The organism is Hydrogenophaga sp. Root209 (assembly GCF_001428625.1).
In the GTDB taxonomy this organism is placed as follows: Bacteria; Pseudomonadota; Gammaproteobacteria; order Burkholderiales; family Burkholderiaceae_C; genus Hydrogenophaga.
In genome coordinates this window covers 137,264-160,687 of the sequence record NZ_LMIE01000001.1, presented here as the reverse complement: position 1 = coordinate 160,687, position 23,424 = coordinate 137,264, and the positions used below count along the sequence as shown (strand labels likewise).

The window sequence follows — 23,424 nt, the reverse complement described above, 5'->3', positions numbered from 1 at the left end:
TGAATCGGGCGGGCGGGTGTGGTTGCAGTGTCTTCGGGCCCCAAGACTACAATGAAAGGATCATATCGTCAGCGTCTGGCGCACGCTGCATTTTTGCCCCGGCAACGCTTGCGCGCGCGCCCCCTTCACGGTCAGATCCCATGCTCCAACACACACCCGATTGCGCCTCCCTGCCCACCCCGGGTCTGCGCCCGCGCAGACCGCTTCAGGCGGTCTGCGTGCTCGCCGCGCTGGTGACCCTGTCGGCTTGCTCCAGCATCACCAACCGCATGCCGGGCATCACCAGTCTGGTCAGCCCGTACAAGATCGACATCCTGCAGGGCAACGTGGTCACGCGCGAGCAGGCCGCTGCCCTGCAGACCGGCATGACACGCGATCAGGTGCGCGACATCCTGGGCTCGCCGCTGCTCGCCAGCGTGTTCCACGCCGATCGCTGGGACTATGTCTTCACTTTCCGTCGCCAGGGTCAGGCGCCGCAGCAGCGTCGCCTGACCGCGTTCTTCAAGGCCGATGTGCTCGAGAGATTCGAGGCCGACGAGCTGCCCACCGAGGCGGAATTCGTGGCTTCGCTCGACGCAGGGCGCAAGTTCGACAAGGCGCCGCCTTTGCAGGCCACCGAGGCCCAGCTCAAGACATTTGACGAACGCAACAAGACCAGCGCTCCCACCGCTCCCACCACGCCGGCCGCTCCCGCTGCGGCACCTGCCGCGAGCTACCCACCCCTGGAGACCTCGGGGTCCGCTCGATGAGCGGCGCAGCGAGCCTGCACCGCGTTTGCGTGGCCGGTGCCAGTGGCCGCATGGGGCAGATGCTGGTGGAGGCGGTGCGCAACAGCGGCGACTGCCAGCTCACCGGTGCACTCGACATCGCCGCCAGCCCGATGCTGGGCCAGGACGCTGCCGGCTTTGCCGGTCAGGCCAGCGGCGTGCTCATCACCGCCGACCTCGCCCAGGGCCTGGGTGGCAGCCAGGCGCTGATCGACTTCACCCGGCCCGAAGGCACGCTGGCGCACCTGCGCGAATGCGCGAAGCACGGCGTCAATGCGGTCATCGGCACCACCGGTTTCAGTGACGAACAGAAGGCCGAGATCGCCGAGGCCGCCAAGTCGATCGCCATCGTGATGGCGCCCAACATGAGCGTGGGCGTGAACGTCACGCTCAAGCTGCTGGAAATGGCGGCCAAGGCGCTGGCCACCGGCTACGACATCGAAATCATCGAAGCGCACCACCGCCACAAGGTGGACGCGCCCAGCGGCACCGCGCTGAAGATGGGCGAGGTGATTGCCGACGCGTTGGGTCGCGACCTGAAGGATTGCGCGGTCTATGCGCGCGAAGGCGTGACGGGCGAGCGCGATCCGTCCTCCATCGGCTTTGCCACCATCCGCGGTGGCGACATCGTGGGCGACCACACCGTGCTGTTCGCCGGCACCGGCGAGCGCATCGAGATCACGCACAAGTCGAGCAGCCGCGCGACCTACGCGCAAGGCAGCCTGCGCGCGGTGCGGTTCCTCTCGGGCAAGACGCATGGCCTGTACGACATGTTCGACGTGCTCGGCTTGAAATGATGGACAACGCGGGCCAGGGTCTCCTGCAGACGCTGGCGCAGGCCGATGCGCTGGGCCGCACAGTAGCGTTGTTGCTGCTGACCATGTCGGTGGCGAGCTGGGTGGTGATCTTGTGGAAGGGCTGGTTGCTGCGCCGCGCCGCGCGCGACCTGGGCTTGAGCACCGCCGCCTTCTGGCAGGCTGCCGATCTGGACGATGCGCAGCGCCGGCTGGTCACCTTTGACGCGCAGCAACTCGTGCTGCCGCTGCTGCAGGCAGCACTTGGCCTGGCCAACGCCCTGCCGCACACCCTGGCCGCCGCCGGCGACCGCTCACAACAGCTCACCCGCGTGCTGCGCGACGCGCTGCACCGCGTGTTGCATCGCCTGCAATTCGGCCAGGTGCTGTTGGCCACCGTGGGCTCCACCGCGCCCTTCGTGGGCCTGCTGGGCACGGTCTGGGGCATCTACAACGCGCTCGCCGGCATTGGGCTGGACGGCGGTTTCCGCATCGAGCAAGTCTCCGGCCCGGTGGGCGAATCGCTGGTCATGACGGCCGCCGGCCTGGTGGTGGCGATCCCCGCCGTGCTGGCCTACAACGTGCTGGGCCGACAGATTTCGCGCATCGAGGCCGACCTCGAAGGCTTCGCGCGCGACCTGCGTGAACTGCTGGTGCACAGGGGTTTGGAATGAGTTTTGGTCGGCTGGAGAAACCGGTTGGCCACAAACCCATGAGCGAGATCAACGTCACGCCGCTGGTGGACGTGATGCTGGTGCTGCTGGTGATCTTCATCATCGCCGCACCCTTCATGGCCGACCGGTTGGCGCTGGAATTGCCCAAGGCCGAACTGCCGAAGGCCGCCACCCCCACCGAGCCCGGGCCTTTCGTGTCGCTGTCGGTCGACGGCCAGGGACGCATGCAGTGGGACGGGCAGCCCGTGGACGATGCCGCCGTGCGCCAGCGCCTGCTTGAGGCCGCACAGCGCAACCCCGCCACCGAACTCCAGTTGCGCGCCGATGCCAGCGTGCCCTACGGCCGCGTGGTCTCGCTGATCGGCATGGCGCAATCGGCCGGGCTCTCGCGCATTGGCTTCGTGGCCGAGTCGACAGCCCCGCGCTGAATGGCCGGGCCGGCGGGTGGCCTGCGGCCCAAGGCCTAAAATCCGCCATTCCCCCGCGCCACCGCGCGCAGCCTCTACCCTCACCGTCGCCGGCTGGTCCGGACCCTGGTTCATGCAACAAACATACGCCCACAGGCAAGTCGAGCGCGAAGCGCACGCCCACTGGAACGCCACTGACGCCTACCGCGTGACGGAAGACGCGAGCAAGAAGAAGTTCTACGCCTGCTCCATGCTGCCCTACCCCAGCGGCAAGCTGCACATGGGCCATGTGCGCAACTACACCATCAACGACATGCTCACGCGCCACCTGCGCATGAAAGGCTTCAACGTGCTCATGCCCATGGGCTGGGACGCGTTCGGCCTGCCGGCGGAAAACGCGGCGCTGAAGAACGGTGTGCCACCGGCGAAGTGGACGTATGAAAACATCGCCTACATGAAGCAGCAGATGCAGGCCATGGGCCTGGCCATCGACTGGTCGCGCGAGGTGGCCACCTGCGACCCCAGCTACTACAAGTGGAACCAGTGGTTGTTCCTGAAGATGCTGGAGAAGGGCATCGCCTACCGCAAGACGCAGGTCGTCAACTGGGACCCGGTGGACCAGACCGTGCTGGCCAACGAGCAGGTGATCGACGGCAAGGGCTGGCGCACCGGCGCGGTGGTGGAAAAGCGCGAGATCCCGGGCTACTACCTCAACATCACCTCGTACGCCGAAGAGTTGCTCGACCACGTGCAGATCGGCAACCCCAAGGCCACCCTCAACGGCTGGCCCGACAAGGTGCGGCTGATGCAGGAAAACTGGATCGGCAAGAGCGAGGGCGTGCGCTTCGCGTTCCCTCACACCATTCAGGACGCATCGGGAGCGCTCATTGGCGACGGCAGGATGTACGTGTTCACCACGCGCGCCGACACCATCATGGGCGTGACCTTCTGCGCCGTGGCGCCGGAGCATGCCCTGGCCACGCACGCCGCCGCGAACAACCCGGCACTGGCCGCTTTCATTGAAGAATGCAAGACCGGCGGCACCACCGAAGCCGAGCTCGCCACGCAGGAGAAGAAGGGCATGGCCACGGGCCTCTCCGTGGCGCATCCGCTGACCGGCGAAGCCGTGGCGGTGTGGGTGGGCAACTACGTGCTCATGAGCTACGGCGACGGCGCGGTGATGGGTGTGCCCGCGCACGACGAGCGCGACTTTGCGTTCGCGAAAAAATACGACCTGAAGATCCAGCCCGTGGTGGCGGTGGAAGGCGAGACCTTCAGCCTGGAGGCCTGGGCCGACTGGTACGGCGACAAGCAGCGCGCCGTGTGTGTCAACTCGGGCGAGTTCGACGGCCTGCCTTACAAGGCGGCGGTGGATGCCGTGGCCACCCAGCTCGCGGCCAAGGGCCTGGGCGAGAAGAAGACCACCTTCCGTCTGCGCGACTGGGGCGTGAGCCGCCAGCGCTACTGGGGCACGCCCATTCCCATCATCCATTGCGCCGAACACGGGGCGGTGCCGGTGCCCGAGCAAGACCTGCCGGTCGTGCTCCCGCAGGACTGCATCCCCGACGGCTCGGGCAACCCGCTGCACAAACACGAAGCTTTTCACGCCGGCGTGGTCTGCCCGGTGTGTGGCCAGCCCGCGCGCCGCGAGACCGACACCATGGACACCTTCGTGGACTCGTCGTGGTACTTCATGCGCTATTGCGATCCGGGCAACAGCGAGAAGATGGTCGCCGATGGAGCCGACTACTGGATGCCGATGGACCAGTACATCGGCGGCATCGAACACGCCATCCTGCACCTGCTCTACGCGCGCTTCTGGACCAAGGTGATGCGCGACCTCGGCCTGGTGAAGGTGGACGAGCCCTTCACCCACCTGCTCACGCAGGGCATGGTGCTCAACCACCTCTACAGCCGGCGCACCGAGAAGGGTGGCAAGGACTACTTCTGGCCGCACGACGTGGAGAACGTGCTCGACGAGACCGGCAAGGTCGTGGGTGCGAAGCTCAAGAACCCGGCCACCAGCGGCGACGGCATGCTGCCCGTGGGCACACCCATCGACTACGAGGGCGTGGGCACCATGTCCAAGTCCAAGAACAACGGCGTGGACCCGCAAGACCTGATCGAGAAGTACGGTGCCGACACCGCGCGCCTGTACACCATGTTCACCGCGCCGCCCGAGGCCACGCTGGAGTGGAACGACGCGGCGGTGGAAGGCAGCTACCGCTTCCTGCGCCGCGTGTGGGCCTTCGGCCTGAAGCTCTCGGCCACCAGCGGCCTGGGCGCACTGGCGGCCGGTGTGTCGGGTCAGGCGGTGTCCAAAGGCGCGAAGGCCCTGCGGCTGGAGATGCACACCGTGCTCAAGCAGGTGGACTACGACTACCAGCGCATGCAATACAACACCGTGGTCTCGGGCGCAATGAAGATGCTCAACGCGCTGGAAGACTTCAAGCCCGACGGCTCGGATGGCGACAACGCCGCGCTGGCCGAAAGCTTCGGCATCCTGTTGCGCTGCATCTATCCCGCCACGCCGCACATCGCGCACACGCTGTGGACCCAGCTGGGCTACACGGGCGAGCTGCTCGACGCGCCCTGGCCCCAGCCCGACGAGGCCGCCCTGCAACGCGACGAGATCGAACTCGTGCTGCAGATCAACGGCAAGCTGCGCGGCAGCGTGCTGGTGCCGGCGAATGCCGACAAGGCCGCCATCGAAGCGGCGGCCCTGGCCAGCGAGGCCTTCGTCAAGCAAGCCGCCGGTGCGCCGCCGAAAAAAGTGGTGGTCGTGCCCGGCCGCCTGGTGAACGTGGTGATTTGAAAGCCCCAGCATGACACTCCCTCGTTTCACGATCCCGCGCCGCCGCGCCTTGCTGCAGCTGGCCCTGGGTGCGACCGTGCTCGGTCTGTCGGGCTGCGGATTCGCACTGCGCAAGGCGCCCACCTTCGCGTTCGACACGGTGCGCATTCAAGGCATGGAGGGCACCCAGGTGAGCCGGGAGTTGCGCGATGCCCTGCAGGCCAACGGCCTTCGCGTGCTCACCTCGGCCACGCCGGCCAGCGGCGCCGGTGTCCCGCCCGCCCAGGCCATCCTCACCGTGCTGGTGGACCAGCGCGAGCGCGTGGTGGTGGGCCAGACGGCGGCCGGCCAGGTGCGTGAACTGCAACTGCGCACACGCTTTGTGTTTCGCTTGCGCACGCCCACCGACAAGATCCTGATCGACGACGTCGAGATGCTGCTCGAGCGCGACATCAGCTTCAACGAAACCCAGGTGCTGGCCAAGGACGCCGAAGAGGCGATGCTCTACCGCGACATGCGCAGCGACATCGTGCAGCAGGTGGTGCGGCGCCTGGCGGCCGTGAAGTCGCTCTGATCGCTCCATGCAGGTCGCAGCAAACCAACTCGCCGCCCAGCTGCAGCGCGGCCTCAAAAGCCTCTACACGCTGCACGGCGACGAGCCGCTGCTGATCCAGGAGGCGGCCGACGCGATCCGCGCGGTGGCACGCGCGCAGGGCTGCAGCGAGCGCACGGTGCACACCGTGGCTGGCGCGCACTTTGACTGGGGCGAGGTGCTGGCCAGCGGCGGCTCGATGAGCCTGTTCTCCGACAAGCAGCTCATTGAAGTCCGCATCCCCTCGGGCAAGCCCGGCAAGGACGGCTCGCAGGTGCTGCAGCAGATCGCCCAGCAGGCCGAGAACAACGACAGCACGGTCACGGTGGTGATCCTGCCGCGGCTGGACATGGCCACGCAGAAGGGCGCCTGGTTCGCCGCGCTCGACAGCTTTGGCGTGACGGTGCGCGTGGAGCCCGTGGACCGCAAGGCCCTGCCGCAGTGGATCGCGCAGCGCCTGCAGCAGCAAGGCCAGCGGGTGGTGGCGGGCGACGAGGGCCAGCGCACGCTGCAGTTCTTCGCCGACCGGGTCGAGGGCAACCTGCTCGCCGCGCACCAGGAAATTCAGAAACTCGCGCTGCTGCACCCGGCGGGTGAGCTGTCGCTGGAGCAGGTGGAGTCGGCCGTGCTCAACGTGGCGCGTTACGACGCCTTCAAGCTGGCCGAAGCAGTGCTGGGCGGGCAGAGCGTGCGCGTGCAGCGCATGCTCGATGGCCTGCAGGCCGAGGGCGAAGCGCCGGTGCTGGTGCACTGGGCGCTGTCTGAAGACATCCGCACGCTGCACCGCGTGCGCACCGCGCTCGATGCCGGCCGCCCGCTGCCCATGGCGCTGCGCGAGAACCGCGTGTGGGGTGTCAAAGAGAAGCTCATGGAGCGCGCCCTGCCGCTGCTCTCCGTGGCCACGCTCACGAAATGGCTGGACGACGCGCACACGGTGGACGGCATCGTCAAAGGCCTCAAGTCACCGGGCTGGCCGGCTGACCCGTGGCAGGCGTTGCAGCAGATGGCGATGAAGGTGACGCAAGGCTGCAGCCTGCGCTGACAGTTCAGGCTCGCTGCTGGGCCGCTTCACGAAAGTCGCTCGGCGACACACCCGTGTGCTCACGAAACACGCGGCTGAAATGCGCCGTGTTGTTGAAGCCCCAGGAAAAAGCGATGTCGGTGATGGTGCGCTGCGTGCCGCCGGACTGGCGCAGTTCACGCATGCAGGCCTGGATGCGCTGGCGCTGGATGTAGTGGGCGGGCGTGTCTTCGTCGGCGCTGAAGGCGTTGTGCAAATGGCGCTTGCTGCAGTTCAGCGCCTGGGCGATGTGGTCCAGCGTGAGCGAGGGATCGCGCAGGTGCTGGCCGATGTGAACCCGGATGCGGTCGCGAAAGGCCTCGAGCTGGGTGACGCTGCTCTCGCGTCCGGCGAGCTCCTGCAGTGACAAACGCACCAACTCCACAATGAGCTCGCCCGCGCCGCGGGCCGCCGCTTCGCTCATCTGCGGCAGTTCCTGGTAGGTGGTGCGCATGGTCTCCAGCGCCACGCGCGCGATGCCGCTCACGCCACCCACATGCCGCGCCATCAGCGGTTCGAGCTTGAGGCCACGCTCGGTCAGCTGATCTTTGGGCAGCATCACGATCAGGTGTTCCACCCGCTCGGGATTGGCGATTTCGTAGCTGCCGGTGGTGTCGTAGATGGCCCAGTCGCCGGGGCGTACCCAGGCTTCGCGCCCCTGCTGCTGCACTGCCGCGCTGCCTCGCCAGGGCGCCACGATCTTGAGGTAGGCACGGTCGTTGGCGCGCGCCAGTTGTGGGCTCTTGAGCACGCGGTGGCGGTTCGCTTCGAGCTTGGTGAGCACCACGTCGCCCGCGGCCGATGCGCTCATGTGGCCGTCGAACCCGGTGTCGCCATAGAGGTCGGATTCGAGGCCGCCGAAATGGGTCCACACCCAGTCGCGCCAGATGGCGGCGCGCTCGATCGGCGCAACGCTGTCGGTGCTCATCACGGAGGCAACGGCCATGGGGGTCTCCGGGGGTGGTCTGGGACACAAATTATCGGCCGCCCTGCGAGCCCTCGCTGTGCCCAAGGTTGAGGGTTTACCCGGGGCGTCATGCACGTTCCGGCAAGCAGGTAGTGCACCCACAGCACAGCGCGCGATTGCGGTCGTGCCTACCATTCGGCTCTCAGCCAACCCATACCCGCAGGAGACACAACATGGTTCAAGCCAATCGCCGTCTGGTCATCAAGAGCGCCGCCGCCGCGGTGGGCGCCATGTCCTTCGCTCCCCAGCTCCTGGCGCAGTCCGCGCCGGTGCGCATCGGGTATTCGATGTCGCGCACCGGCCCCTGGACGGGTGGCGCGCAGGTGAGCCAGGAGCCCAACTACCTGCTCTGGGCCGAGCAGCAGAACGCCGCGGGCGGCCTCGATGTGAAGGGCGTGAAACGCCAGATCGAACTCATCAGCAGTGACGACCGCAGCGACACCGAGACCGTGGTGCGTACCTACGAAAAACTCATGGGCAGCGACAAGGTCGACCTGGTGTTGCCACCCTGGGGCTCCAACGCCAATTTCGCCGTGGCTCCGCTGGCCAACCGCTTCCAGTACCCATTCCTCGCGCCCACCGCGCTCTCGCGCCGCCTGGTCGAGATGCGCCTGCCGTACTTCTTCCTGCTGCTGCAGCAGCCCGCGCCCATGACGAATGCGCTGGTCGACATGCTGAAAGCCAACGGCGTGAAGACCGTGGCGCTGATCTACGTGGACGACCTGTTCGGCCTGGAGAACTTCGCCGCCTTCAAGGTGGCGCTGCAGGGCAGCGGCATCACGCTGGTGGAAGACAAGAGCTACCCCGGTGGCGTGAAAGACCTCTCGCCCGTGCTGCGCTCGATGAAGGACAAGAACCCCGACGCGTTTGTCGGCTTCACCTACCCGCCCGACACCATCCTGGCCAGCCGCCAGGCCAAGGAAGTGGGCTTCAACCCGAAGTTCTTCTACGCCTCGGTGGGCACGGCCTTCCAGCTCTACCGCAACGTGATGACGCCTGCCGGTGCCGAAGGCGTGCTGGGCATGGGCTCGTGGAACAGCAAGACCAGCCCGGCCGCCAAGGCCTACTTCGACGCACACACCAAGAAGTTCGCCGGCAAGGAACCCGACCGCTGGGCCAGTGGCGCCTGCTGGGCCGGCCTGGAGATCCTCACCAACGCGGTGAAGGCCCAGGGCCTGGACCGCAAGGCCATCCGCGACTATGTGGCCGGCACCACGCACAAGACCATCATCGGCGACATCAAGTTCAACGGCAGCGAGAACGTGGGAACGCCGGGCACCGTGAGTCAGTGGCAGAACGGGGAGTTCGAGGTGGTGTGGCCCAAGACGGTCGCAACCGCAGCCTTGAATCCCAACAAGCCCGCCTGGAAGTAAGACCTCGCCTACCAGCTCATCCGTTCGCACTGAGCCCAGACCCGTTCGGGCTGAGCCTGTCGAAGCCTCTCCAGACCCGTCTGGGTGAGCCCTTCGACAAGCTCAGGGCGAACGGTGGTTGTCCCATTCCGCATTGAACATGTCCTTCTCCGCCTGGCTCGAACTCCTCGCCTCCGGTCTCATCACCGGGGGCATCTATGCGCTCGTCGCGCTCGGGTTGAACCTGCAGTACGGGCTGATGCGCATCCTCAACATCGCGCACGGCGAGTTCCTCATGGTGGGGGCCTACCTCACCTGGATGGCGCAGACATCGCTCGGCCTGAACCCGCTCTTCATGGTGCCGGTGTCGTTTGCCATGCTGTTTGTGCTGGGCTGGGTGATCCACCGTCTGTGTTTTCGCCACCTCAACGCCACCTCGCCCAACCTCGACATCTTCGAGGCGCGCGGTTTGATGGTCGCCTTCGGCTTGATGTTCCTGGTGCAGAACTTCGCCTCGTGGATGTGGGGTGGCGACCTGCGCGGCTACGACTTCCTGACCGAACCGGTGCAGATTCCGCTGCCCGACGGCACGGCCCAGTTCGCGGGCAACAAGCTGCTGGTGTTTGCACTGGCCCTGCTGTTCTCGGGCGCGCTCATCGTGCTCATGCGCACCACGCTGCTGGGCAAGGGCGTGCGCGCGCTCATGCAGTCGCCCACCGGCGCGCAGCTCATGGGCATCAACACGCAACGCCTGCACCCGCTCATGTTCGGCATCGGCCTGGGCCTCTCGGGTGTGGCGGGTTGTCTGATTTCGATGTCGTACACCATCTCTCCCTCGATGGGCGAGCCGTACACCATCACCGCGCTCATCGTCATCACGCTGGGCGGCTTCGGCAGCATGGGCGGTGCGCTCGCCGGTGGTCTTTTGCTCGGCGTCATTGAAGCCCTTGGCATGCACTTCACCAACCCATCGCTCAAGGCCCTGTTGAGCTACGTGGTCTTCATCAGCGTATTGCTCCTGCGACCCGAAGGGCTCTTCACTCGCAAGAGCCGCAAATCATGAATTCAAGACAATTCCTCATCCGCGACCTGCTGGTCCTCTTCGGCCTCACCGGCTGGGCGCTGGCGCTGCCGGGCTTCGCCAGCGAGTTCGCCGTGTCCATGGCGCTCACCTGCCTGATGTACATCGCGCTCTCGTCGAGCTGGGCGCTGTTCTGCGGCACCACGCGCTATCTGTCGCTGGCCACCTCTGCCTTCTTCGGCATCGGCGCCTACACCAGCGCCATCCTGCTGGAGCAGGTGTCGTGGGCGCAGGCCATCGGGCTGGGTGCGCTGATTGCCGCCGGGGTGGCCGTGGTCATGGGCGCGGCCGTGCTGCACCTGCGCGGCACCTACTTCGCGGTGCTCACCTTCGGCATGACCGAGCTCATCCGCCACGCCATCAGCTACTTCGAGAAAAGCGTGACCGGCACCGTGGGCCGCGTGCTCATGGTGGTGCCCGAGCGCGACACCATCTACCTCACCGTGCTCGCACTCGCCGTGATCACCGTGGCGCTGTCCATCACCATCCGGCGCACGCGCTTTGGTCTGGCCATGCTGGGTATCGGGGCCGATGAGCAGCGCGCCCAGACACTGGGCGTGAACACGCGCTGGGTGAAGGTGGCGGGCTTCGCGCTCACCGCCGCGGTGGCCGGTGCGGTGGGCGCGGCCATGTCGGTGCGCTGGACCTACATCGATCCGCACACCGTGTTCAACCCCTTCATCGGTTTCCAGACCGTGCTGATCGCGCTCATCGGCGGTGCGGCCACGCTGTGGGGCCCGCTGATCGCCGCCATCGTCTTCAGCGTGCTGGCCGAAACGCTGCGCCTGCAGGTGCCGCAGATCTACATGATGTCGTTGGGCCTGCTGCTCATTCTCTCGGTGCTGTACCTGCCCGGTGGCCTGGCTTCGCTGCGCGCCGAGACCTTCCGTGGCTGGCGCGATGGCGCCAAGGCGTGGTGGGTCGAGACGCGCGACGATGTCAGTGGCGAAACGAAGCGCCGCAAGCAACGTGAGAAGAGCCTGAGAGAGCGTCGTGATGTCTTCTGAACGCGAACCCCTCCTGGACGCCCGCGACATCACCGTGCGCTTCGGCGGCCTCACCGCGGTGGACGCGGTCAGCGCGCGTTTCATGCCCGGCGAACTCGTCGGCATCATCGGCCCCAACGGCGCGGGCAAGACCACCTTTTTCAACGCCATCTCGGGTGTCACCCAGGCCACCAGCGGCAAGCTGCTGATGCAGGGGCGCGAGCTCAGTGGCCAAGGGCCGCACCGCTTTGCCGCCAACGGGCTGGCGCGCACCTTCCAGACCCCGCGCACCTTTGCCGACATGCGGGTGCGCGACAACATTGCCTTCGGCCTCAAGTTCGCCGGCCGCCGGCCGCGCAAGTACATCTGGTGGGGCGAAGAGTCGACCGTGCCCTGGGTGCTGCGCACGCCCGAGAGCATCCTGGGCTTGATCGGCCTGAGTGCCCAGGCCGATCTGCCGGCCGCGGCCATCACGCCTTCACAGCAGCGCCTGCTCGAAATCGGCATGGCGCTGGCCACGCGCCCGCGCATGCTGCTGCTCGACGAAGTGGCCGCCGGCCTGACCGAAAACGAGGTGGAGGAGATGGCGCGACTGATCCGCCGCCTGCGCGACGAGCTCGACCTCACCGTGGTCTGGATCGAACATGCCGTGACCACACTGCTGCGCCATGTGGAGCGCGTGATCGTGCTGCACCAGGGCAGGAAGATTGCCGACGGCACACCCGCCGAGGTGGTGCGCAACGCCGAGGTGATCGAGGCCTACCTGGGCGACGAGATGAACGAGACAGAGGAGGCCACCGCATGATGTGGTACCGCCCAACCCCCTTCGAGCTCGGTGGCGGCGCGCGCGCTCGCCTCAAGGTCGACGGCCTCTCGGCCGGCTACGGCGCCTTCCTCGTGCTGCGCGACCTCAAGCTCGACATCCAGCCCGGTCTCACCGTGGTGCTCGGCCCCAACGGTGCCGGCAAGACCACGCTGCTCAAGGCGCTCAACGGGCTGATCCCGCGCGGCGGCTCGGTGCTGCTCGACGGCACCGAGATGCCCGAGAAGACGCACGAGATCGTGCAGGCCGGTGTGGCCCTGGTGCCCGAAGGACGCCAGTTGTTCCCGCAACTCACCGTGGCGGAAAACCTCGAACTCGGCGGCTGGCTCGTGCCCAAGGCCTTGCGCGCCGAGCGCCTGGCCCGGGCCTTCGTGGACTTTCCCAAGCTCAAGGAGCGCGCCACGCAACTGGCCGGCACCATGAGCGGTGGCGAGCAGCAGATGGTGGCTGTCGCGCGCGCCATGATGTGCGCGCCGCGCCTGCTCATGCTCGACGAACCCTCGCTCGGTCTCGCGCCCAAGATGGTGGATGAATTGCTCACCATCGTGCGCCGCATTGCCGATGCCGGCACCACCGTGCTGATGGTGGAGCAGAACGTGAAGAAGGCGCTGGCCGTGGCCGACCGGGGCTACGTGATGGAGCGCGGCACGCTGGTGGCCAGCGGTCCGGCCAAGCTGCTCGCGCGCTCCACCGTGATTCGCGAGGCCTACCTTGGCGCCGACAAGGACCCCGCCACCGGCACCACCAGCGCGGCCGATGCCGTGCAGCGCCGCAAGGCCGTGGCAATGACCCCTTGATACCTGCCTACCCCGTTCGCCCTGAGCCTGTCGAAGGGCTCACCCACACGGTGGTGTGAAGGCTTCGACAGGCTCAGCCCGAAAGGGAACTTGCTCAGTCCAAACGGTTTCGTTTTTGATTTCAAAGGAGAACCCCATGTCCGACATGTCCATGCTCATCAACGGCCTCAAAGTCACCGCCGAAAAAGGCGCCACCTTCGAACGCCGCAACCCTCTAGACGGCAGCGTGGCCACGCGCGCGCCCGCCGCGTCGCCGGCCGACGCGGTGATGGCGGTGGAAGCCGCCGCCGAAGCCTTCAAGACCTGGAGCGAAACGGGGCCCAGCCTGCGCCGCGCGCTGCTGCTCAAAGCCGCCGACGCACTGGAAGCCAAGACGCCCGCGTTCGTCGAAGCCGTGTCGGCCGAGACCGGCGCCACCGGCATGTGGGGCGGCTTCAACGTGATGCTGGCCGCCGGCATGATCCGCGAAGCCGCCGCGCTCACCACGCAGGTGGCCGGCGAAGTGATTCCGTCTGACGTGCCCGGGTCGCTTGCCATGGGCGTGCGCCAGCCGGCCGGTGTGGTGTTGGGCATCGCGCCGTGGAACGCACCCGTCATCCTGGCCGTGCGCGCCATCTGTGTGCCGCTGGCCTGTGGCAACACCGTGGTCCTGAAGGGCAGCGAGAACTGCCCGCGCACCCACCAGTTGATCATCGAAGCGTTTCAGGAAGCGGGCTTCCCGCCGGGCGTGGTGAACTACATCACCAACGCGCCGGCCGATGCGGGCGCCGTGGTCGAAGCCATGGTGGCCCATCCGGCCGTGCGCCGCGTGAACTTCACCGGCTCCACCAAGATCGGCAGGATCATCGCCATGACCTGCGCCAAGTACCTCAAGCCCGTGGTGCTGGAGTTGGGCGGCAAGGCACCGCTGGTGATCCTGGACGACGCCAACCTCGACGACGCGGTCAACGGCGCGGCCTTCGGCGCGTTTGCCAACAGCGGCCAGATCTGCATGAGCACCGAGCGCATCATCGTGGACCAGAAGATCGCGGACGCCTTCGTGAAGAAGTTCACCGACAAGGCCAAGGCGTTGCCGCTGGGCGATCCGCGCAAGCCCGAGCCGGTGGTGCTGGGTTCGGTGATCGGCATGAACACGGTGCACCACTGCAACGAGCTGATCGACGACGCATTGGCCAAAGGCGCCAAGCTCGCGTGTGGCGGCAAGGCCGACACCACGCTCATGCCCGCCACCGTGCTCGACCATGTGACCCCCGCCATGCGCATCTACCACGAGGAAACCTTCGGCCCGGTGAAATGTGTGGTGCGCGTGAACGGTGTGGAAGAAGCGATAGCCTGCGCCAACGACAACGAGTACGGCCTCTCGGCCGCCGTGTTCGGCGGCGACATCGCGCGCGCCTTCAACGTGGCCCGCAAGATCGACAGTGGCATTTGCCACGTGAACGGCCCGACCGTGCACGATGAAGCACAGATGCCGTTTGGCGGCGTGAAGGGCAGCGGCATCGGTCGCTTCGGCGGCAAGGCCGGCATTGCCGAGTTCACCGAGTTGCGTTGGATCACCTTGCAGACGACGCCGCGGCACTACCCGTTCTGATTTCCGGTTGGTGAGGAGGGGAAGAAGGGAGAAGGCCTGGAGGCGGTGCTTCCAGGGCCTTTGTTCTGCTTGGCTGTGGTCGGGTCGGGATCGCAGGTTGCGTTGGGTGGCTGGAGGGCCGTTCAAGACTGGACTGAGACGCTCACCATCGACGCGTGGTTGACAGCTTCCGACCCTGAAGCGACCGCCTCGGTCCTGCTCGCACCGCCGCAACGCTGTCGGTCGAACCCGCTCCAGAGCACATGAAGGCAGCCGCGACCGCTGGAGAGGACGTGCTTACTCCTGGCCGTGCCGGCACTGCGGCGCGCCCGGCCGTGGCAGCCCGCTCAGGGAAACGCGGGGATGTCCGGCTCCGTCCCCTCCAAATACGCCTCGGGATGCAATTCCTGCAGCCGCTTTTCGATGGCCTCGACCCGCCACATGGGCACGTCCACCATCAGCAGCAACCGGCCGCGCTCGATCTGGGCGGCGAAGCGCTGCAGGCGCTTGCTGGGCGTGGAGATCCCGATCATGGAGGAAGTCCAGGTGCCGAACAGCGCGCCGAAGATGGCCAGCCCGGGGGCGACGATTCCCCACTGCGTCCCGTCGCTCGCGATGGGATAGAGCACGGCCACCAGCGCCCCCAGCAGCCCGCCGAGGCCCGCGCCGACGATCAGGCCTATCTCGGCCGAGCGCACCACGTCGGATGTCTGCAGCACGTTGGCCGCGTGCAGGCCGCGCATGTCGGCGTCCTCCCGGGCGACGAAATGGATGTGGCGCACATCGATACGCGCCAGCAACAGGTCGTTCATCGTGGTGCGGGCGCTGTCCAGGTCGGGCAGAAGCCAGTAGATGCGTTTGCGCATGATCAACTCCTCTGGGACGGTTTCAATGGTTGGCGCTTGTCTTCAGTTCCTCCACCGGCGCGAAGAACTCGCCGCGTGACAGGAAGGTGTAGTCGGCCTCCAGCGCACCGATGCCGATCAGCGTGATCAGCAGCAGCGGTGGCACCAGGATGGCGTAGATAAGGGCCAGGCGCTCCCACACCATGTGCATGAAGACGGCCACGATCAGCCCCGCCTTCAGCAGCATGAAGATGATGATGAGCGACCAGCGCAACAGACCCTGCACCTGGGCGTAGTCCACCATGTATGAGGCGGCGCTCAGCACGAACAGCAAGCCCCAGATCTTGAAGTAGATGCCCAGGGGATGCTGCTGGCCCTGGTCTTGCGAGCCGCCGCCGTGCCCTGCGTGCTGTCCGTGTTCTGCGTGGTCCATGTGAGGCTCCCTTGGCCTACCAGAGGTAGAAGAACGCGAAGATGAAGACCCACACCAGGTCCACGAAGTGCCAGTACAGGCCCATGATCTCCACGATCTCGTAGTTGCCCTTGCGGTGGGTGAGGAAGCCGGGCCGCTCGTGGTCAAGGTCGCCGCGCGCCACCTTGGCGGCGACGATGACCAGGAAGATCACGCCGATGCTCACGTGCGTTCCGTGGAAGCCCGTGATCATGAAGAAGGAGGCGCCGAACTGCGCCGCGCCCCAAGGGTTGCCCCAGGGCCGCACGCCTTCGGAGATGAGCTTGTACCACTCGAAGGCCTGCATGCCGACGAAGGTGGCCCCGAGCGCCGCGGTGGCCACCAGCAGCCAGAAGGTCGTGCGGCGGTTGCGCCGATAGCCGTAGTTGACCGCGAGCGCCATCGTGCCGCTGCTGGAGATCAACACGAAGGTCATGATGGCGATCAGCAGCAGGGGCACGTTCTTGCCGAACATCATGAGCGAGAACACCTCGCTCGTGTTGGGCCAGGGCGTGACGGTCGCCATGCGCGCCGACATGTACGCGATCAGGAAGCTGCCGAAGATGAAGGTGTCCGAAAGCAGGAAGATCCACATCATCGGCTTGCCCCAGGGCACGCCCTTGAAGGCGCGCTGGTCCGAGGCGACGTCACGCACGGCGCCGCGCCAGCCTTCGCCTGTCCCCAACGTCGCTTCGTTCGCCATGGCTCAGCTCCTGTCAGAGGGGCGTGGCGGAACAGATCGCCAACCCCAGGTCTTCCGACACCAGCAGTGCGTACAACAGCACCCACACCGCCAGCAGGTAGTGCCAATAGGTGGCGCACAGTTCGCACGCCAGTCGCATGCGCGCGGCGTCGGCCCCGCGCCAGACCCGCAGCGAGGCCCGCGCCCAGGCCACCAGCCCGCCCAGCACATGTAGTCCGTGCACCGCCGTGAACAGGTAGAAGAAGGCGGTGGCCGCGCTGCTGGAGAGGAGGAGGCCTGCGTCGTGGTACTGCTTCCACACGTAGAGCTGACCGGCCAGAAAGGCGAAGGTCAGCAGGCCGCTGGCGGCCAGGCCGCGGCGCACGTTGCCGGCATCGGCACGGCGCGCGGAGTACACGGTCCATTCCATGGCCAGGCTGGCCCCCATCAGGAAGACGGTGTTGAGCAGCAGGAGGCGCGGCCGCGGAATGGGACTCCAGTCGGCCAGGTCCAGCCGCATGACGTAGGCGCTGACGAACAGCACGAACAGGGAACTGGCCACGCCGAGGAAGACCCACAGCGCCACCTTGGTCGTGGGCATGGCCGCCAGGCCCACGCGCACCTCGGGCACCACCACCTCGGCGCGCCAGGGCTCCACCAGGGTCTGCCGCATCAGCCACCCCACGATGACGGCCACCAGCAGCGATAGAAAGATCAGGCCGATGGTCATGGCATCAGGCGCCAGCCGGCGGGTCGTTCCTGGCCCACGCTTCGGCCGCCACTTCCGAGGGCGGCACGTTCTGCGGGATGTAGTCGGTCTTCAGGCCTGCAACGCCGTAGTCGTAGGCCCAGCGGTGCACCGTCGGCAGCTCCTTGCCGAAGTTGCCATGGGCGGGCGGTGTCTCGGGCGTCATCCATTCCAGGCTGGTGGCCTGCCATGGGTTGCCGCCCGCGAGTTTGCCCTTGAAGTAGCTGTGCGCCAGGTTGTAGAGAAAGATTAGTTGCGCCGCGCCGACCACGAAGGCCGCCAGGGAGATCCAGGCATTGAGCAGGTGCGCCGAGTCCGGGATGAAGTTGGTGCCGCCGAAGCCGTAGTACCGCCGCGGGATCCCCATGAAGCCCAGGTAGTGCATGGGATAGAAGATGGCGTAGGTGCCGACGAAGGTCACCCAGAAGTGCAGCTTGCCCATGGTGTCGTCGAGCATGCGGCCTGTGATCTTGGGGTACCAGTGATAGATGGCGCCGAACACCACCAGCACCGGCGCGATGCCCATCACCATGTGGAAGTGGGCCACGACGAACATGGTGTCCGACAGCGGCAGGTCGACCACCACGTTGCCGAGGAACAGCCCCGTCAGGCCGCCGTTGACGAAGGTGAAGATGAAGGCGATGGCGAACAGCATCGGCACGTTCAGGCGGATGTTGCCCTTCCACAGGGTCAGCACCCAGTTGTAGACCTTGATCGCCGTGGGCACCGCGATGATCAGGGTGGTGGTGGCGAAGAAGAAGCCGAAGTACGGGTTCATGCCGCTCACGTACATGTGGTGCGCCCACACGATGAAGCTCAGGCCGCCGATGATCAGGATCGCCCACACCATCATGCGGTAGCCGAAGATGCTCTTGCGCGAGTGCACGCTGATGAGGTCCGACACGATGCCGAAGGCCGGCAGCGCCACGATGTAGACCTCGGGGTGGCCGAAGAACCAGAACAGGTGCTGGAACAGCAGCGGGCTGCCACCGGTGTGGCCCAACTGCTGTCCCTTGGAGACCAGCGCCGGCATGAAGAAGCTGGTTCCCAGCGTCTGGTCGAGGAACATCATGATGGCGCTCACGAACAGCGCCGGAAAGGCCAGCAGCGCCATGATCGTGGCCATGAAGATGCCCCACACCGTCAGCGGCATCCGCATCAGGGTCATGCCTCGGGTGCGCGCCTGCAGCACGGTCACCACGTAGTTGAGGCCACCCATGGTGAATCCGATGACGAACACGCCCAGCGAGATCAGCATCAGCAGGATGCCCCAGTTGGCGCCCGGCGTGCCGTCCAGGATGGCCTGCGGCGGATAGAGCGTCCATCCGGCACCGGTGGGCCCGCCCGGCACGAAAAAGCTGGCCACCAGGATCAGCACGGCCGCCAGGTAGATCCAGTAGCTGAGCATGTTGACGTAGGGGAACACCATGTCGCGCGCGCCCACCATCAGCGGGATCAGGTAGTTGCCGAAGCCTCCCAGGAACAGCGCCGTCAGCAGGTAGATCACCATGATCATCCCGTGCATGCTCACCAACTGCAGGTAGACGGCCGGATCGATGAACGAGACTTGGCCCGGAAAGCCCAGCTGCAATCGCATGAGCCAGGAGAACACCAGCGCCACCAGGCCGATGGCCATCGCCGTCAGCGCGTACTGGATCGCGATGACCTTGGCGTCCTGGCTCCAGATGTACTTGCCGATGAAGGTCTTGGGGTGGTAGAGGTGGGCCTCTGCCACTTCCGCCGGCGGAGCGACTTCCGTTTCGTCGTGCGCGACATGAGTGCTCATTCAGCCTCCCCGGTGTGGTTTCAACGCGTGTTGATGTAGGCGAGGATGTCGCCGACCGCGGCGTCGTCCCTGAGCATTCCCGAGACCAGCCCCATCTGGGCGCCGTAGATGTCCTGCGGGTGCGCACCGCGCACGCCGTCACGGAAGTTCTTCAGCTGCGTGGCCATGTACCAGTCGTTCATGCCTTGCAGCCGCGGCGCGTTGGTCGCGGCGATGCCCCGGCCTTCGGCGCCGTGGCAGGCGGCGCAGGTGGCCCAGCGCGCACGTCCCTTGTCGGCATTGCCCTTGATGGTGCTTGCCGGCCGGGTGTCGGGCAGCGAGGCGATGTAGGCCACCACGTCGGCGACGGCGCTGCCATCCGCCAGCGTGGCCGCCATGGGCGCCATCATCTTGCCGAAGGTGTCTTTCTCGTGCGTCCCGCGGGCGCCGCTCTTGAACAGGTGCAGCTGCCGTTCGAGGTACCACGCGCTCTGACCCGCGAGCTTGGGCGCGTTGAGCGCCACGTTGCCCTCGCCATTGACGCCGTGGCAGGCGACGCAGACGGCATAGAAGTTCTTGCCGATGGTGGCATTGGCGGCTGGCGTGTCGCGCAACTGGGCATAGGTTGGTTGCTTCTCCAGCCAGGCGGCGTAAGCGGCGGGCTCGTCCACCACCAAGCGGCCGCGCATGGCGAAGTGGCCGACGCCGCACAGTTCCTCGCACAGCAGGTCGAAGGAGCCCGTACGGATGGGCGTGAACCAGGTATAGGTGACCATGCCGGGCACCATGTCCATCTTCACCCGCATTTCGGCAATGGCGAAGTTGTGCAGGACGTCCTTGGAGCGCAGCAGCAGCTTGAGCGGCTTGCCCAGCGGCACCCGCAGTTCCGGGGTGGTCAGCAGGATGTCGTCGCGGCCGGCGGCATCAGTGGGATTCATGCCGAAGGGATTGGCGTCCGTCACGTAGCGGGCGTGGGTGGTTCCGAGCTTGCCGTCCTTGCCGGGCAGGCGATAGCTCCAGTGCCATTGCTGCGCAACTGCCTCGACCACCTGCGCTTCCTGCGGCACGTTGACGACCTGCGACCACACCACCAAGCCGGGCGCGAGCATGGCGGCGACGCCGACGGCTGTGAGGACCAGCAGCCACCACTCGAGCTTCTTGTTCTCGGGCTGGTACTCGGCGTGCGAGCCTGGGCGATGGCGATAGCGGATCACCGCCCAGGCCATGAATAGGCTGAGGGCGACGAAGACGAAACCGGTCACCCAGAAGGTGATAGTGATCGTGGTGTCGATGGCCCGCCAGTTGGAGGCGATCGGCGTGAAGTACCAGGGGCTCAGGAAGTGGAAGAGGACCGAGCCCAGCGCCAGGATGACGAGTGCCAGGGCGACCGCCATGCTAGGACTCCGTCGCAGTTCGTTTCAGCCGCCAGTAGAGGACGGCGGCCACACAGCCGAAGACGAGGTGCGCGGCCAGGGTGGCCGTGCCACGCAGGCCAGCCAGCCAGGGGAAGAATGCGGTGAGCCCTTCGAAGTTGACCACGTACAGCAACAAGCCCATGAACGCGCCTGTCACCAACGCCTGTAGCGGCTCGGTGTCGAGCCGCAGCTGCGCCAGAATGACCGCCTGCACCAGTCCGAAGACGATGCCAAGCACGTAATGGGTGAGCAGTGCGATAAAAACCACGCCGACGCTGAAGCGGTAATCGCCCGTTTGCAGGCTGTCGGTTACGCCGCTGAAGATCGGCGCAATCATGTGGGACGTCCGCCAGGGGCCGTCAGGACTGAAGATGGCCGACCAGACCAGGTCCAGGACCATCAGCACGGCACCCGCAGCGAAACCGGAGACCGCTGCCGCGACCCAGTCCATCGCACGCCAGTGCCAGCTGCGCAAACCAAGAAACGTGTCCATGGCGCCCCCCCTCGTGCGAGAGTTGTGCCCATGCTGTCCGGCCTGCGCCGGAACAACGCCGGGTAACCTTGTACACCCGTTAACCCGTCAACGCAAGCCAGCGCGCTTGCGCGCTGGCTCACGGGGAATGGTGCAGTGCAGCGCAGTGAAATGTCGGCTCATCGGCCCTCGCGCGACGTGATGCCGGGATGCAATGTCGTCCCGGTCTGTCGCTCGGCGTGTCGATGCGGTTTCTTGGGTTCTCGTAGCCGCCGGTGCGCTTGGAGCCGACAGCGTGGTCGGCTCCCCGCTCTAGCCCCGCACCAGACGAGGATCGGTCGCACCGCGTTCGCTCGCGCGGGGCAATGACCGGTAGGGGGCCACTACCGTGAACACCAGGCCAAGGATCGACCGACTCGGTTCGCTGCAGAGCCGGCTGCCGCCTCAACCGCGATCACCCTCACCCACAACTCGCAGACTGACGCGCACCCCCACAACCCCTCGCCTGGTGGCAATGGCACTCGCCCGTCTTGCGGTTGAAGTGGCCGCCAAAGGCGTTGAGGCCACCGCCAAGGTGCGCATTCGCCGCGGTCACCGCTGCTGGGCCATTCGCGTCGGCGCGAACAGGCTGCGCCCCAGCCAGCGCCAGAGCCGCTGGCCGTTTCGGCCTGCGCCCTGCACTTTCAGGTCTCCCGACTGCATCTCCCGCTCCGGGGCGCTGTCGCCGGTCCAGATTTCGGTGAGTGCGCGCACGGTCGAGTCGACCAACACGCTGACGTCGTGACCCGGGTCATCGCGGCAAAGGTCGGCCTGGTGGTGGTCCACCACCAGCCACCATTGGCGCTCTGCCACCGGCGCATCGCTGAAGCGGAAATGCACGACGGTGCGCTCGCCATCGGGGAATTCGTCCAGGCGCGCGAAGCGGCGGATGTCCCACATCAGGAAACCCGCGTCGAGTTGCTCGCGCCGCAGCCGGCTGCCGATCCAGCGCGCTCCCCAGTGGCCGATGCCCACGACGATCGGCCGCAGCTCCTCGCCTGCGGGCGTCAGGTGGTACTCCCAGGTCTTCTCGACGCGGCGCCGCTCGATGACGCCAATCTCTTCCAACTTGCGCAGGCGCTGCGTCAACAGCGTGGCCGACATGCGCGGCACGCCGCGGTGGATGTCGTTGAAACGGTGGCTGCCGCAGAGCAACTCGCGCACCACCAGGGGCGTCCACAGTTCGCCCAACACCTCGGCACCCCGGGCGACGGTACAGAACTGCATGTAGTCGATCATGCGGGCCAGTCTAGTGGTGTGCTGGCAGAACGCCTACTCCAGATTCTGGACTTGAGAGCGCCCGGCATGGGGCTTAACTTGAAGACCGACCGTGCACGTCGCACCGGTCAAATCCCAAGGAGCACTGCCATGACCGAAGCCCTCGTTTCCGCCCCCGCTGCCCCGGCCGTCTTCGACGCCGAGAAGTTTCGCCAGACCACGCGCGCGCAGTGGGAGAACGCCGCTGAAGCCTGGAACCGATGGGGCCCCTTGCTGGCCCGCTGGCTCGGCCCCGCGACCGAGGCCATGCTGGACATGGCGGCCGTTGGCCCCGGCTCGCGCGTGCTCGACGTGGCGGCCGGCGCGGGCGAACAAACCCTGGTCGCCGCGCGTCGCGTGGGCACGCGCGGCCATGTGCTGGCCACCGACATCTCGCCGACGATCCTTCGCCATGCGCGGCAGGCGGCAGAGCAGGCCGGCCTGTCTAACGTGGAAACCCGTGAGCTCGATGGTGAGCGCCACGACCTGTTGCCCGGCGCCTCCTTCGACGCCGCGGTGTCGCGCGTCGGCCTGATCTACTTCCCCGACCAGCAGCGCGCCCTCGCCGGCATCCGTCACGCACTGAAGCCGGGCGGGCGTTTCGCCGCCGTGGTGTATTCCACGGCCGAACGCAATCCCTTCTTCGCCGTGCCGGTCGGCATCATCCGGCGCCGCGCGCAGTTGCCACCGCCCCTTCCCGGGCAACCGGGGCCGTTTTCCCTGGGCGGCGAGGGCGTGCTGGCGAAAGTGCTGGAGCAAGCGGGCTTTCGCGACGTGGAGGTGCGCAAGGTCAACTCCCCGGTCCGTCTGCCGACGGCCACCGAGTGCGTGCGGTTCGAACGGGAATCCTTCGGCGCGCTGCACCAGATGATGGCCAGCTTGAGCGACGACGAGCGCACCGACACGTGGAGAGAAATCGAGGAAGCCTTGCTCCGCTTCGAAACCCCGTCGGAAGGTTTTGTGGGGCCGTGCGAGATGCTGGTGGGGGCGGGCACGCGCTGAGCGGAACAAAACACTGTTTGCCAATGTGGCAAAGGCCCGCGAGCGGGAGCTCCCTGGGCCTTTGTTTTTTCTGGATCGACGAAC

Annotated in this window: 23 protein-coding genes; 14 read left to right on the top strand and 9 right to left on the bottom strand. The window is 66.6% G+C overall.

Features of this window, described 5'->3' with window-relative positions:
- The first annotated feature begins 140 nt into the window (after window positions 1-140).
- The 7 genes from ASE11_RS00825 to holA all read left to right on the top strand — a co-directional run bounded on the left by ASE11_RS00825 (window position 141) and on the right by holA (window position 7,070).
- Window positions 141-749, top strand: coding sequence for an outer membrane protein assembly factor BamE (locus ASE11_RS00825; RefSeq protein WP_082585419.1), 609 nt, complete (start codon window positions 141-143; stop codon window positions 747-749).
- Window positions 746-1,564 carry a 4-hydroxy-tetrahydrodipicolinate reductase gene (dapB, locus tag ASE11_RS00820; protein ID WP_056264417.1) on the top strand — a complete coding sequence of 273 codons (819 nt, stop codon included), beginning with the start codon at window positions 746-748 and terminating at the stop codon, window positions 1,562-1,564. The genes ASE11_RS00825 and dapB overlap by 4 nt, the downstream gene beginning before the upstream one ends.
- Window positions 1,561-2,235: a MotA/TolQ/ExbB proton channel family protein gene (locus tag ASE11_RS00815; protein ID WP_235501155.1), complete on the top strand. Its 675-nt coding sequence runs from the start codon at window positions 1,561-1,563 to the stop codon at window positions 2,233-2,235. Before dapB ends, ASE11_RS00815 begins: the two co-directional genes overlap by 4 nt.
- Window positions 2,232-2,663: an ExbD/TolR family protein gene (locus ASE11_RS00810; RefSeq protein WP_056264411.1), complete on the top strand. Its 432-nt coding sequence runs from the start codon at window positions 2,232-2,234 to the stop codon at window positions 2,661-2,663. The genes ASE11_RS00815 and ASE11_RS00810 overlap by 4 nt, the downstream gene beginning before the upstream one ends.
- A gap of 112 nt (window positions 2,664-2,775) precedes the next feature.
- Window positions 2,776-5,457, top strand: coding sequence for a leucine--tRNA ligase (gene leuS, locus ASE11_RS00805; RefSeq protein WP_056264407.1), 2,682 nt, complete (start codon window positions 2,776-2,778; stop codon window positions 5,455-5,457).
- A gap of 10 nt (window positions 5,458-5,467) precedes the next feature.
- The gene (gene lptE, locus ASE11_RS00800; protein WP_056264404.1) at window positions 5,468-6,010 is read left to right on the top strand and encodes an LPS assembly lipoprotein LptE; all 543 of its coding nucleotides are present in this window, start codon (window positions 5,468-5,470) and stop codon (window positions 6,008-6,010) included.
- A gap of 7 nt (window positions 6,011-6,017) precedes the next feature.
- Window positions 6,018-7,070, top strand: a complete 1,053-nt coding sequence (gene holA / locus ASE11_RS00795; RefSeq protein ID WP_056264400.1) for a DNA polymerase III subunit delta — start codon at window positions 6,018-6,020, stop codon at window positions 7,068-7,070.
- A 4-nt stretch (window positions 7,071-7,074) separates the two neighbouring features.
- On the opposite strand, the gene ASE11_RS00790 is transcribed toward holA, so the two are convergent.
- The gene (locus ASE11_RS00790) at window positions 7,075-8,034 is read right to left on the bottom strand and encodes a helix-turn-helix domain-containing protein (RefSeq protein ID WP_056264395.1); all 960 of its coding nucleotides are present in this window, start codon (window positions 8,032-8,034) and stop codon (window positions 7,075-7,077) included.
- 194 nt (window positions 8,035-8,228) lie between these two features.
- Between ASE11_RS00790 and ASE11_RS00785 the strand changes: the two genes are divergently transcribed.
- The 6 genes from ASE11_RS00785 to ASE11_RS00760 all read left to right on the top strand — a co-directional run bounded on the left by ASE11_RS00785 (window position 8,229) and on the right by ASE11_RS00760 (window position 14,685).
- Window positions 8,229-9,428 (top strand): amino acid ABC transporter substrate-binding protein, encoded by a 1,200-nt coding sequence (locus ASE11_RS00785; RefSeq protein WP_056264391.1) that lies wholly within the window; start codon window positions 8,229-8,231, stop codon window positions 9,426-9,428.
- 139 nt (window positions 9,429-9,567) lie between these two features.
- Window positions 9,568-10,470: a branched-chain amino acid ABC transporter permease gene (locus ASE11_RS00780; protein ID WP_056264387.1), complete on the top strand. Its 903-nt coding sequence runs from the start codon at window positions 9,568-9,570 to the stop codon at window positions 10,468-10,470.
- Window positions 10,467-11,495 carry a branched-chain amino acid ABC transporter permease gene (locus tag ASE11_RS00775; RefSeq protein WP_056264384.1) on the top strand — a complete coding sequence of 343 codons (1,029 nt, stop codon included), beginning with the start codon at window positions 10,467-10,469 and terminating at the stop codon, window positions 11,493-11,495. The genes ASE11_RS00780 and ASE11_RS00775 overlap by 4 nt, the downstream gene beginning before the upstream one ends.
- Window positions 11,485-12,279 carry an ABC transporter ATP-binding protein gene (locus ASE11_RS00770; protein ID WP_056264381.1) on the top strand — a complete coding sequence of 265 codons (795 nt, stop codon included), beginning with the start codon at window positions 11,485-11,487 and terminating at the stop codon, window positions 12,277-12,279. The genes ASE11_RS00775 and ASE11_RS00770 overlap by 11 nt, the downstream gene beginning before the upstream one ends.
- Entirely contained in the window at window positions 12,276-13,094 is an 819-nt protein-coding gene (locus ASE11_RS00765; RefSeq protein WP_056264376.1) for an ABC transporter ATP-binding protein, read from the top strand. Before ASE11_RS00770 ends, ASE11_RS00765 begins: the two co-directional genes overlap by 4 nt.
- A gap of 136 nt (window positions 13,095-13,230) precedes the next feature.
- Entirely contained in the window at window positions 13,231-14,685 is a 1,455-nt protein-coding gene (locus ASE11_RS00760; RefSeq protein ID WP_056264373.1) for an aldehyde dehydrogenase, read from the top strand.
- A 326-nt stretch (window positions 14,686-15,011) separates the two neighbouring features.
- On the opposite strand, the gene ASE11_RS00755 is transcribed toward ASE11_RS00760, so the two are convergent.
- The 8 genes from ASE11_RS00755 to ASE11_RS00720 all read right to left on the bottom strand — a co-directional run bounded on the left by ASE11_RS00755 (window position 15,012) and on the right by ASE11_RS00720 (window position 22,320).
- Window positions 15,012-15,530, bottom strand: a complete 519-nt coding sequence (locus ASE11_RS00755; protein WP_056265558.1) for a hypothetical protein — start codon at window positions 15,528-15,530, stop codon at window positions 15,012-15,014.
- A gap of 22 nt (window positions 15,531-15,552) precedes the next feature.
- Window positions 15,553-15,942 (bottom strand): cytochrome C oxidase subunit IV family protein, encoded by a 390-nt coding sequence (locus ASE11_RS00750; RefSeq protein WP_056264369.1) that lies wholly within the window; start codon window positions 15,940-15,942, stop codon window positions 15,553-15,555.
- 16 nt (window positions 15,943-15,958) lie between these two features.
- Window positions 15,959-16,663, bottom strand: a complete 705-nt coding sequence (locus ASE11_RS00745) for a heme-copper oxidase subunit III family protein (RefSeq protein ID WP_056264365.1) — start codon at window positions 16,661-16,663, stop codon at window positions 15,959-15,961.
- 13 nt (window positions 16,664-16,676) lie between these two features.
- Window positions 16,677-17,372, bottom strand: coding sequence for a heme-copper oxidase subunit III (locus ASE11_RS00740; RefSeq protein ID WP_056264361.1), 696 nt, complete (start codon window positions 17,370-17,372; stop codon window positions 16,677-16,679).
- Between the two features lie 4 nt (window positions 17,373-17,376).
- Complete coding sequence (locus ASE11_RS00735; protein ID WP_056264357.1) at window positions 17,377-19,176, bottom strand: cbb3-type cytochrome c oxidase subunit I; 1,800 nt, start codon at window positions 19,174-19,176, stop codon at window positions 17,377-17,379.
- A gap of 20 nt (window positions 19,177-19,196) precedes the next feature.
- Window positions 19,197-20,549 (bottom strand): c-type cytochrome, encoded by a 1,353-nt coding sequence (locus ASE11_RS00730; RefSeq protein ID WP_056264353.1) that lies wholly within the window; start codon window positions 20,547-20,549, stop codon window positions 19,197-19,199.
- Window position 20,550: 1 nt separating this feature from the next.
- On the bottom strand, window positions 20,551-21,063 hold the full coding sequence (locus tag ASE11_RS00725) for a hypothetical protein (protein ID WP_056264348.1): 513 nt from the start codon (window positions 21,061-21,063) through the stop codon (window positions 20,551-20,553).
- A gap of 570 nt (window positions 21,064-21,633) precedes the next feature.
- Complete coding sequence (locus ASE11_RS00720) at window positions 21,634-22,320, bottom strand: winged helix-turn-helix transcriptional regulator (protein WP_082585418.1); 687 nt, start codon at window positions 22,318-22,320, stop codon at window positions 21,634-21,636.
- 129 nt (window positions 22,321-22,449) lie between these two features.
- Here ASE11_RS00720 and ASE11_RS00715 point away from each other — a divergent pair, with 129 nt between their 5' ends.
- Window positions 22,450-23,340, top strand: a complete 891-nt coding sequence (locus ASE11_RS00715; protein WP_056264345.1) for a class I SAM-dependent methyltransferase — start codon at window positions 22,450-22,452, stop codon at window positions 23,338-23,340.
- The last annotated feature ends 84 nt before the right edge of the window (window positions 23,341-23,424 follow it).

What these genes read in the sequence shown, in the direction of transcription:
- ASE11_RS00825 (WP_082585419.1), top strand. Translation starts at nt 141, where the DNA reads ATGCTCCAACACACACCCGATTGCGCCTCCCTGCCCACCCCGGGTCTG.
- dapB (WP_056264417.1), top strand. Translation starts at nt 746, where the DNA reads ATGAGCGGCGCAGCGAGCCTGCACCGCGTTTGCGTGGCCGGTGCCAGT.
- ASE11_RS00815 (WP_235501155.1), top strand. Translation starts at nt 1,561, where the DNA reads ATGATGGACAACGCGGGCCAGGGTCTCCTGCAGACGCTGGCGCAGGCC.
- ASE11_RS00810 (WP_056264411.1), top strand. Translation starts at nt 2,232, where the DNA reads ATGAGTTTTGGTCGGCTGGAGAAACCGGTTGGCCACAAACCCATGAGC.
- leuS (WP_056264407.1), top strand. Translation starts at nt 2,776, where the DNA reads ATGCAACAAACATACGCCCACAGGCAAGTCGAGCGCGAAGCGCACGCC.
- lptE (WP_056264404.1), top strand. Translation starts at nt 5,468, where the DNA reads ATGACACTCCCTCGTTTCACGATCCCGCGCCGCCGCGCCTTGCTGCAG.
- holA (WP_056264400.1), top strand. Translation starts at nt 6,018, where the DNA reads ATGCAGGTCGCAGCAAACCAACTCGCCGCCCAGCTGCAGCGCGGCCTC.
- ASE11_RS00790 (WP_056264395.1), bottom strand. Translation starts at nt 8,034, where the DNA reads ATGGCCGTTGCCTCCGTGATGAGCACCGACAGCGTTGCGCCGATCGAG.
- ASE11_RS00785 (WP_056264391.1), top strand. Translation starts at nt 8,229, where the DNA reads ATGGTTCAAGCCAATCGCCGTCTGGTCATCAAGAGCGCCGCCGCCGCG.
- ASE11_RS00780 (WP_056264387.1), top strand. Translation starts at nt 9,568, where the DNA reads ATGTCCTTCTCCGCCTGGCTCGAACTCCTCGCCTCCGGTCTCATCACC.
- ASE11_RS00775 (WP_056264384.1), top strand. Translation starts at nt 10,467, where the DNA reads ATGAATTCAAGACAATTCCTCATCCGCGACCTGCTGGTCCTCTTCGGC.
- ASE11_RS00770 (WP_056264381.1), top strand. Translation starts at nt 11,485, where the DNA reads ATGTCTTCTGAACGCGAACCCCTCCTGGACGCCCGCGACATCACCGTG.
- ASE11_RS00765 (WP_056264376.1), top strand. Translation starts at nt 12,276, where the DNA reads ATGATGTGGTACCGCCCAACCCCCTTCGAGCTCGGTGGCGGCGCGCGC.
- ASE11_RS00760 (WP_056264373.1), top strand. Translation starts at nt 13,231, where the DNA reads ATGTCCGACATGTCCATGCTCATCAACGGCCTCAAAGTCACCGCCGAA.
- ASE11_RS00755 (WP_056265558.1), bottom strand. Translation starts at nt 15,530, where the DNA reads ATGCGCAAACGCATCTACTGGCTTCTGCCCGACCTGGACAGCGCCCGC.
- ASE11_RS00750 (WP_056264369.1), bottom strand. Translation starts at nt 15,942, where the DNA reads ATGGACCACGCAGAACACGGACAGCACGCAGGGCACGGCGGCGGCTCG.
- ASE11_RS00745 (WP_056264365.1), bottom strand. Translation starts at nt 16,663, where the DNA reads ATGGCGAACGAAGCGACGTTGGGGACAGGCGAAGGCTGGCGCGGCGCC.
- ASE11_RS00740 (WP_056264361.1), bottom strand. Translation starts at nt 17,372, where the DNA reads ATGACCATCGGCCTGATCTTTCTATCGCTGCTGGTGGCCGTCATCGTG.
- ASE11_RS00735 (WP_056264357.1), bottom strand. Translation starts at nt 19,176, where the DNA reads ATGAGCACTCATGTCGCGCACGACGAAACGGAAGTCGCTCCGCCGGCG.
- ASE11_RS00730 (WP_056264353.1), bottom strand. Translation starts at nt 20,549, where the DNA reads ATGGCGGTCGCCCTGGCACTCGTCATCCTGGCGCTGGGCTCGGTCCTC.
- ASE11_RS00725 (WP_056264348.1), bottom strand. Translation starts at nt 21,063, where the DNA reads ATGGACACGTTTCTTGGTTTGCGCAGCTGGCACTGGCGTGCGATGGAC.
- ASE11_RS00720 (WP_082585418.1), bottom strand. Translation starts at nt 22,320, where the DNA reads ATGATCGACTACATGCAGTTCTGTACCGTCGCCCGGGGTGCCGAGGTG.
- ASE11_RS00715 (WP_056264345.1), top strand. Translation starts at nt 22,450, where the DNA reads ATGACCGAAGCCCTCGTTTCCGCCCCCGCTGCCCCGGCCGTCTTCGAC.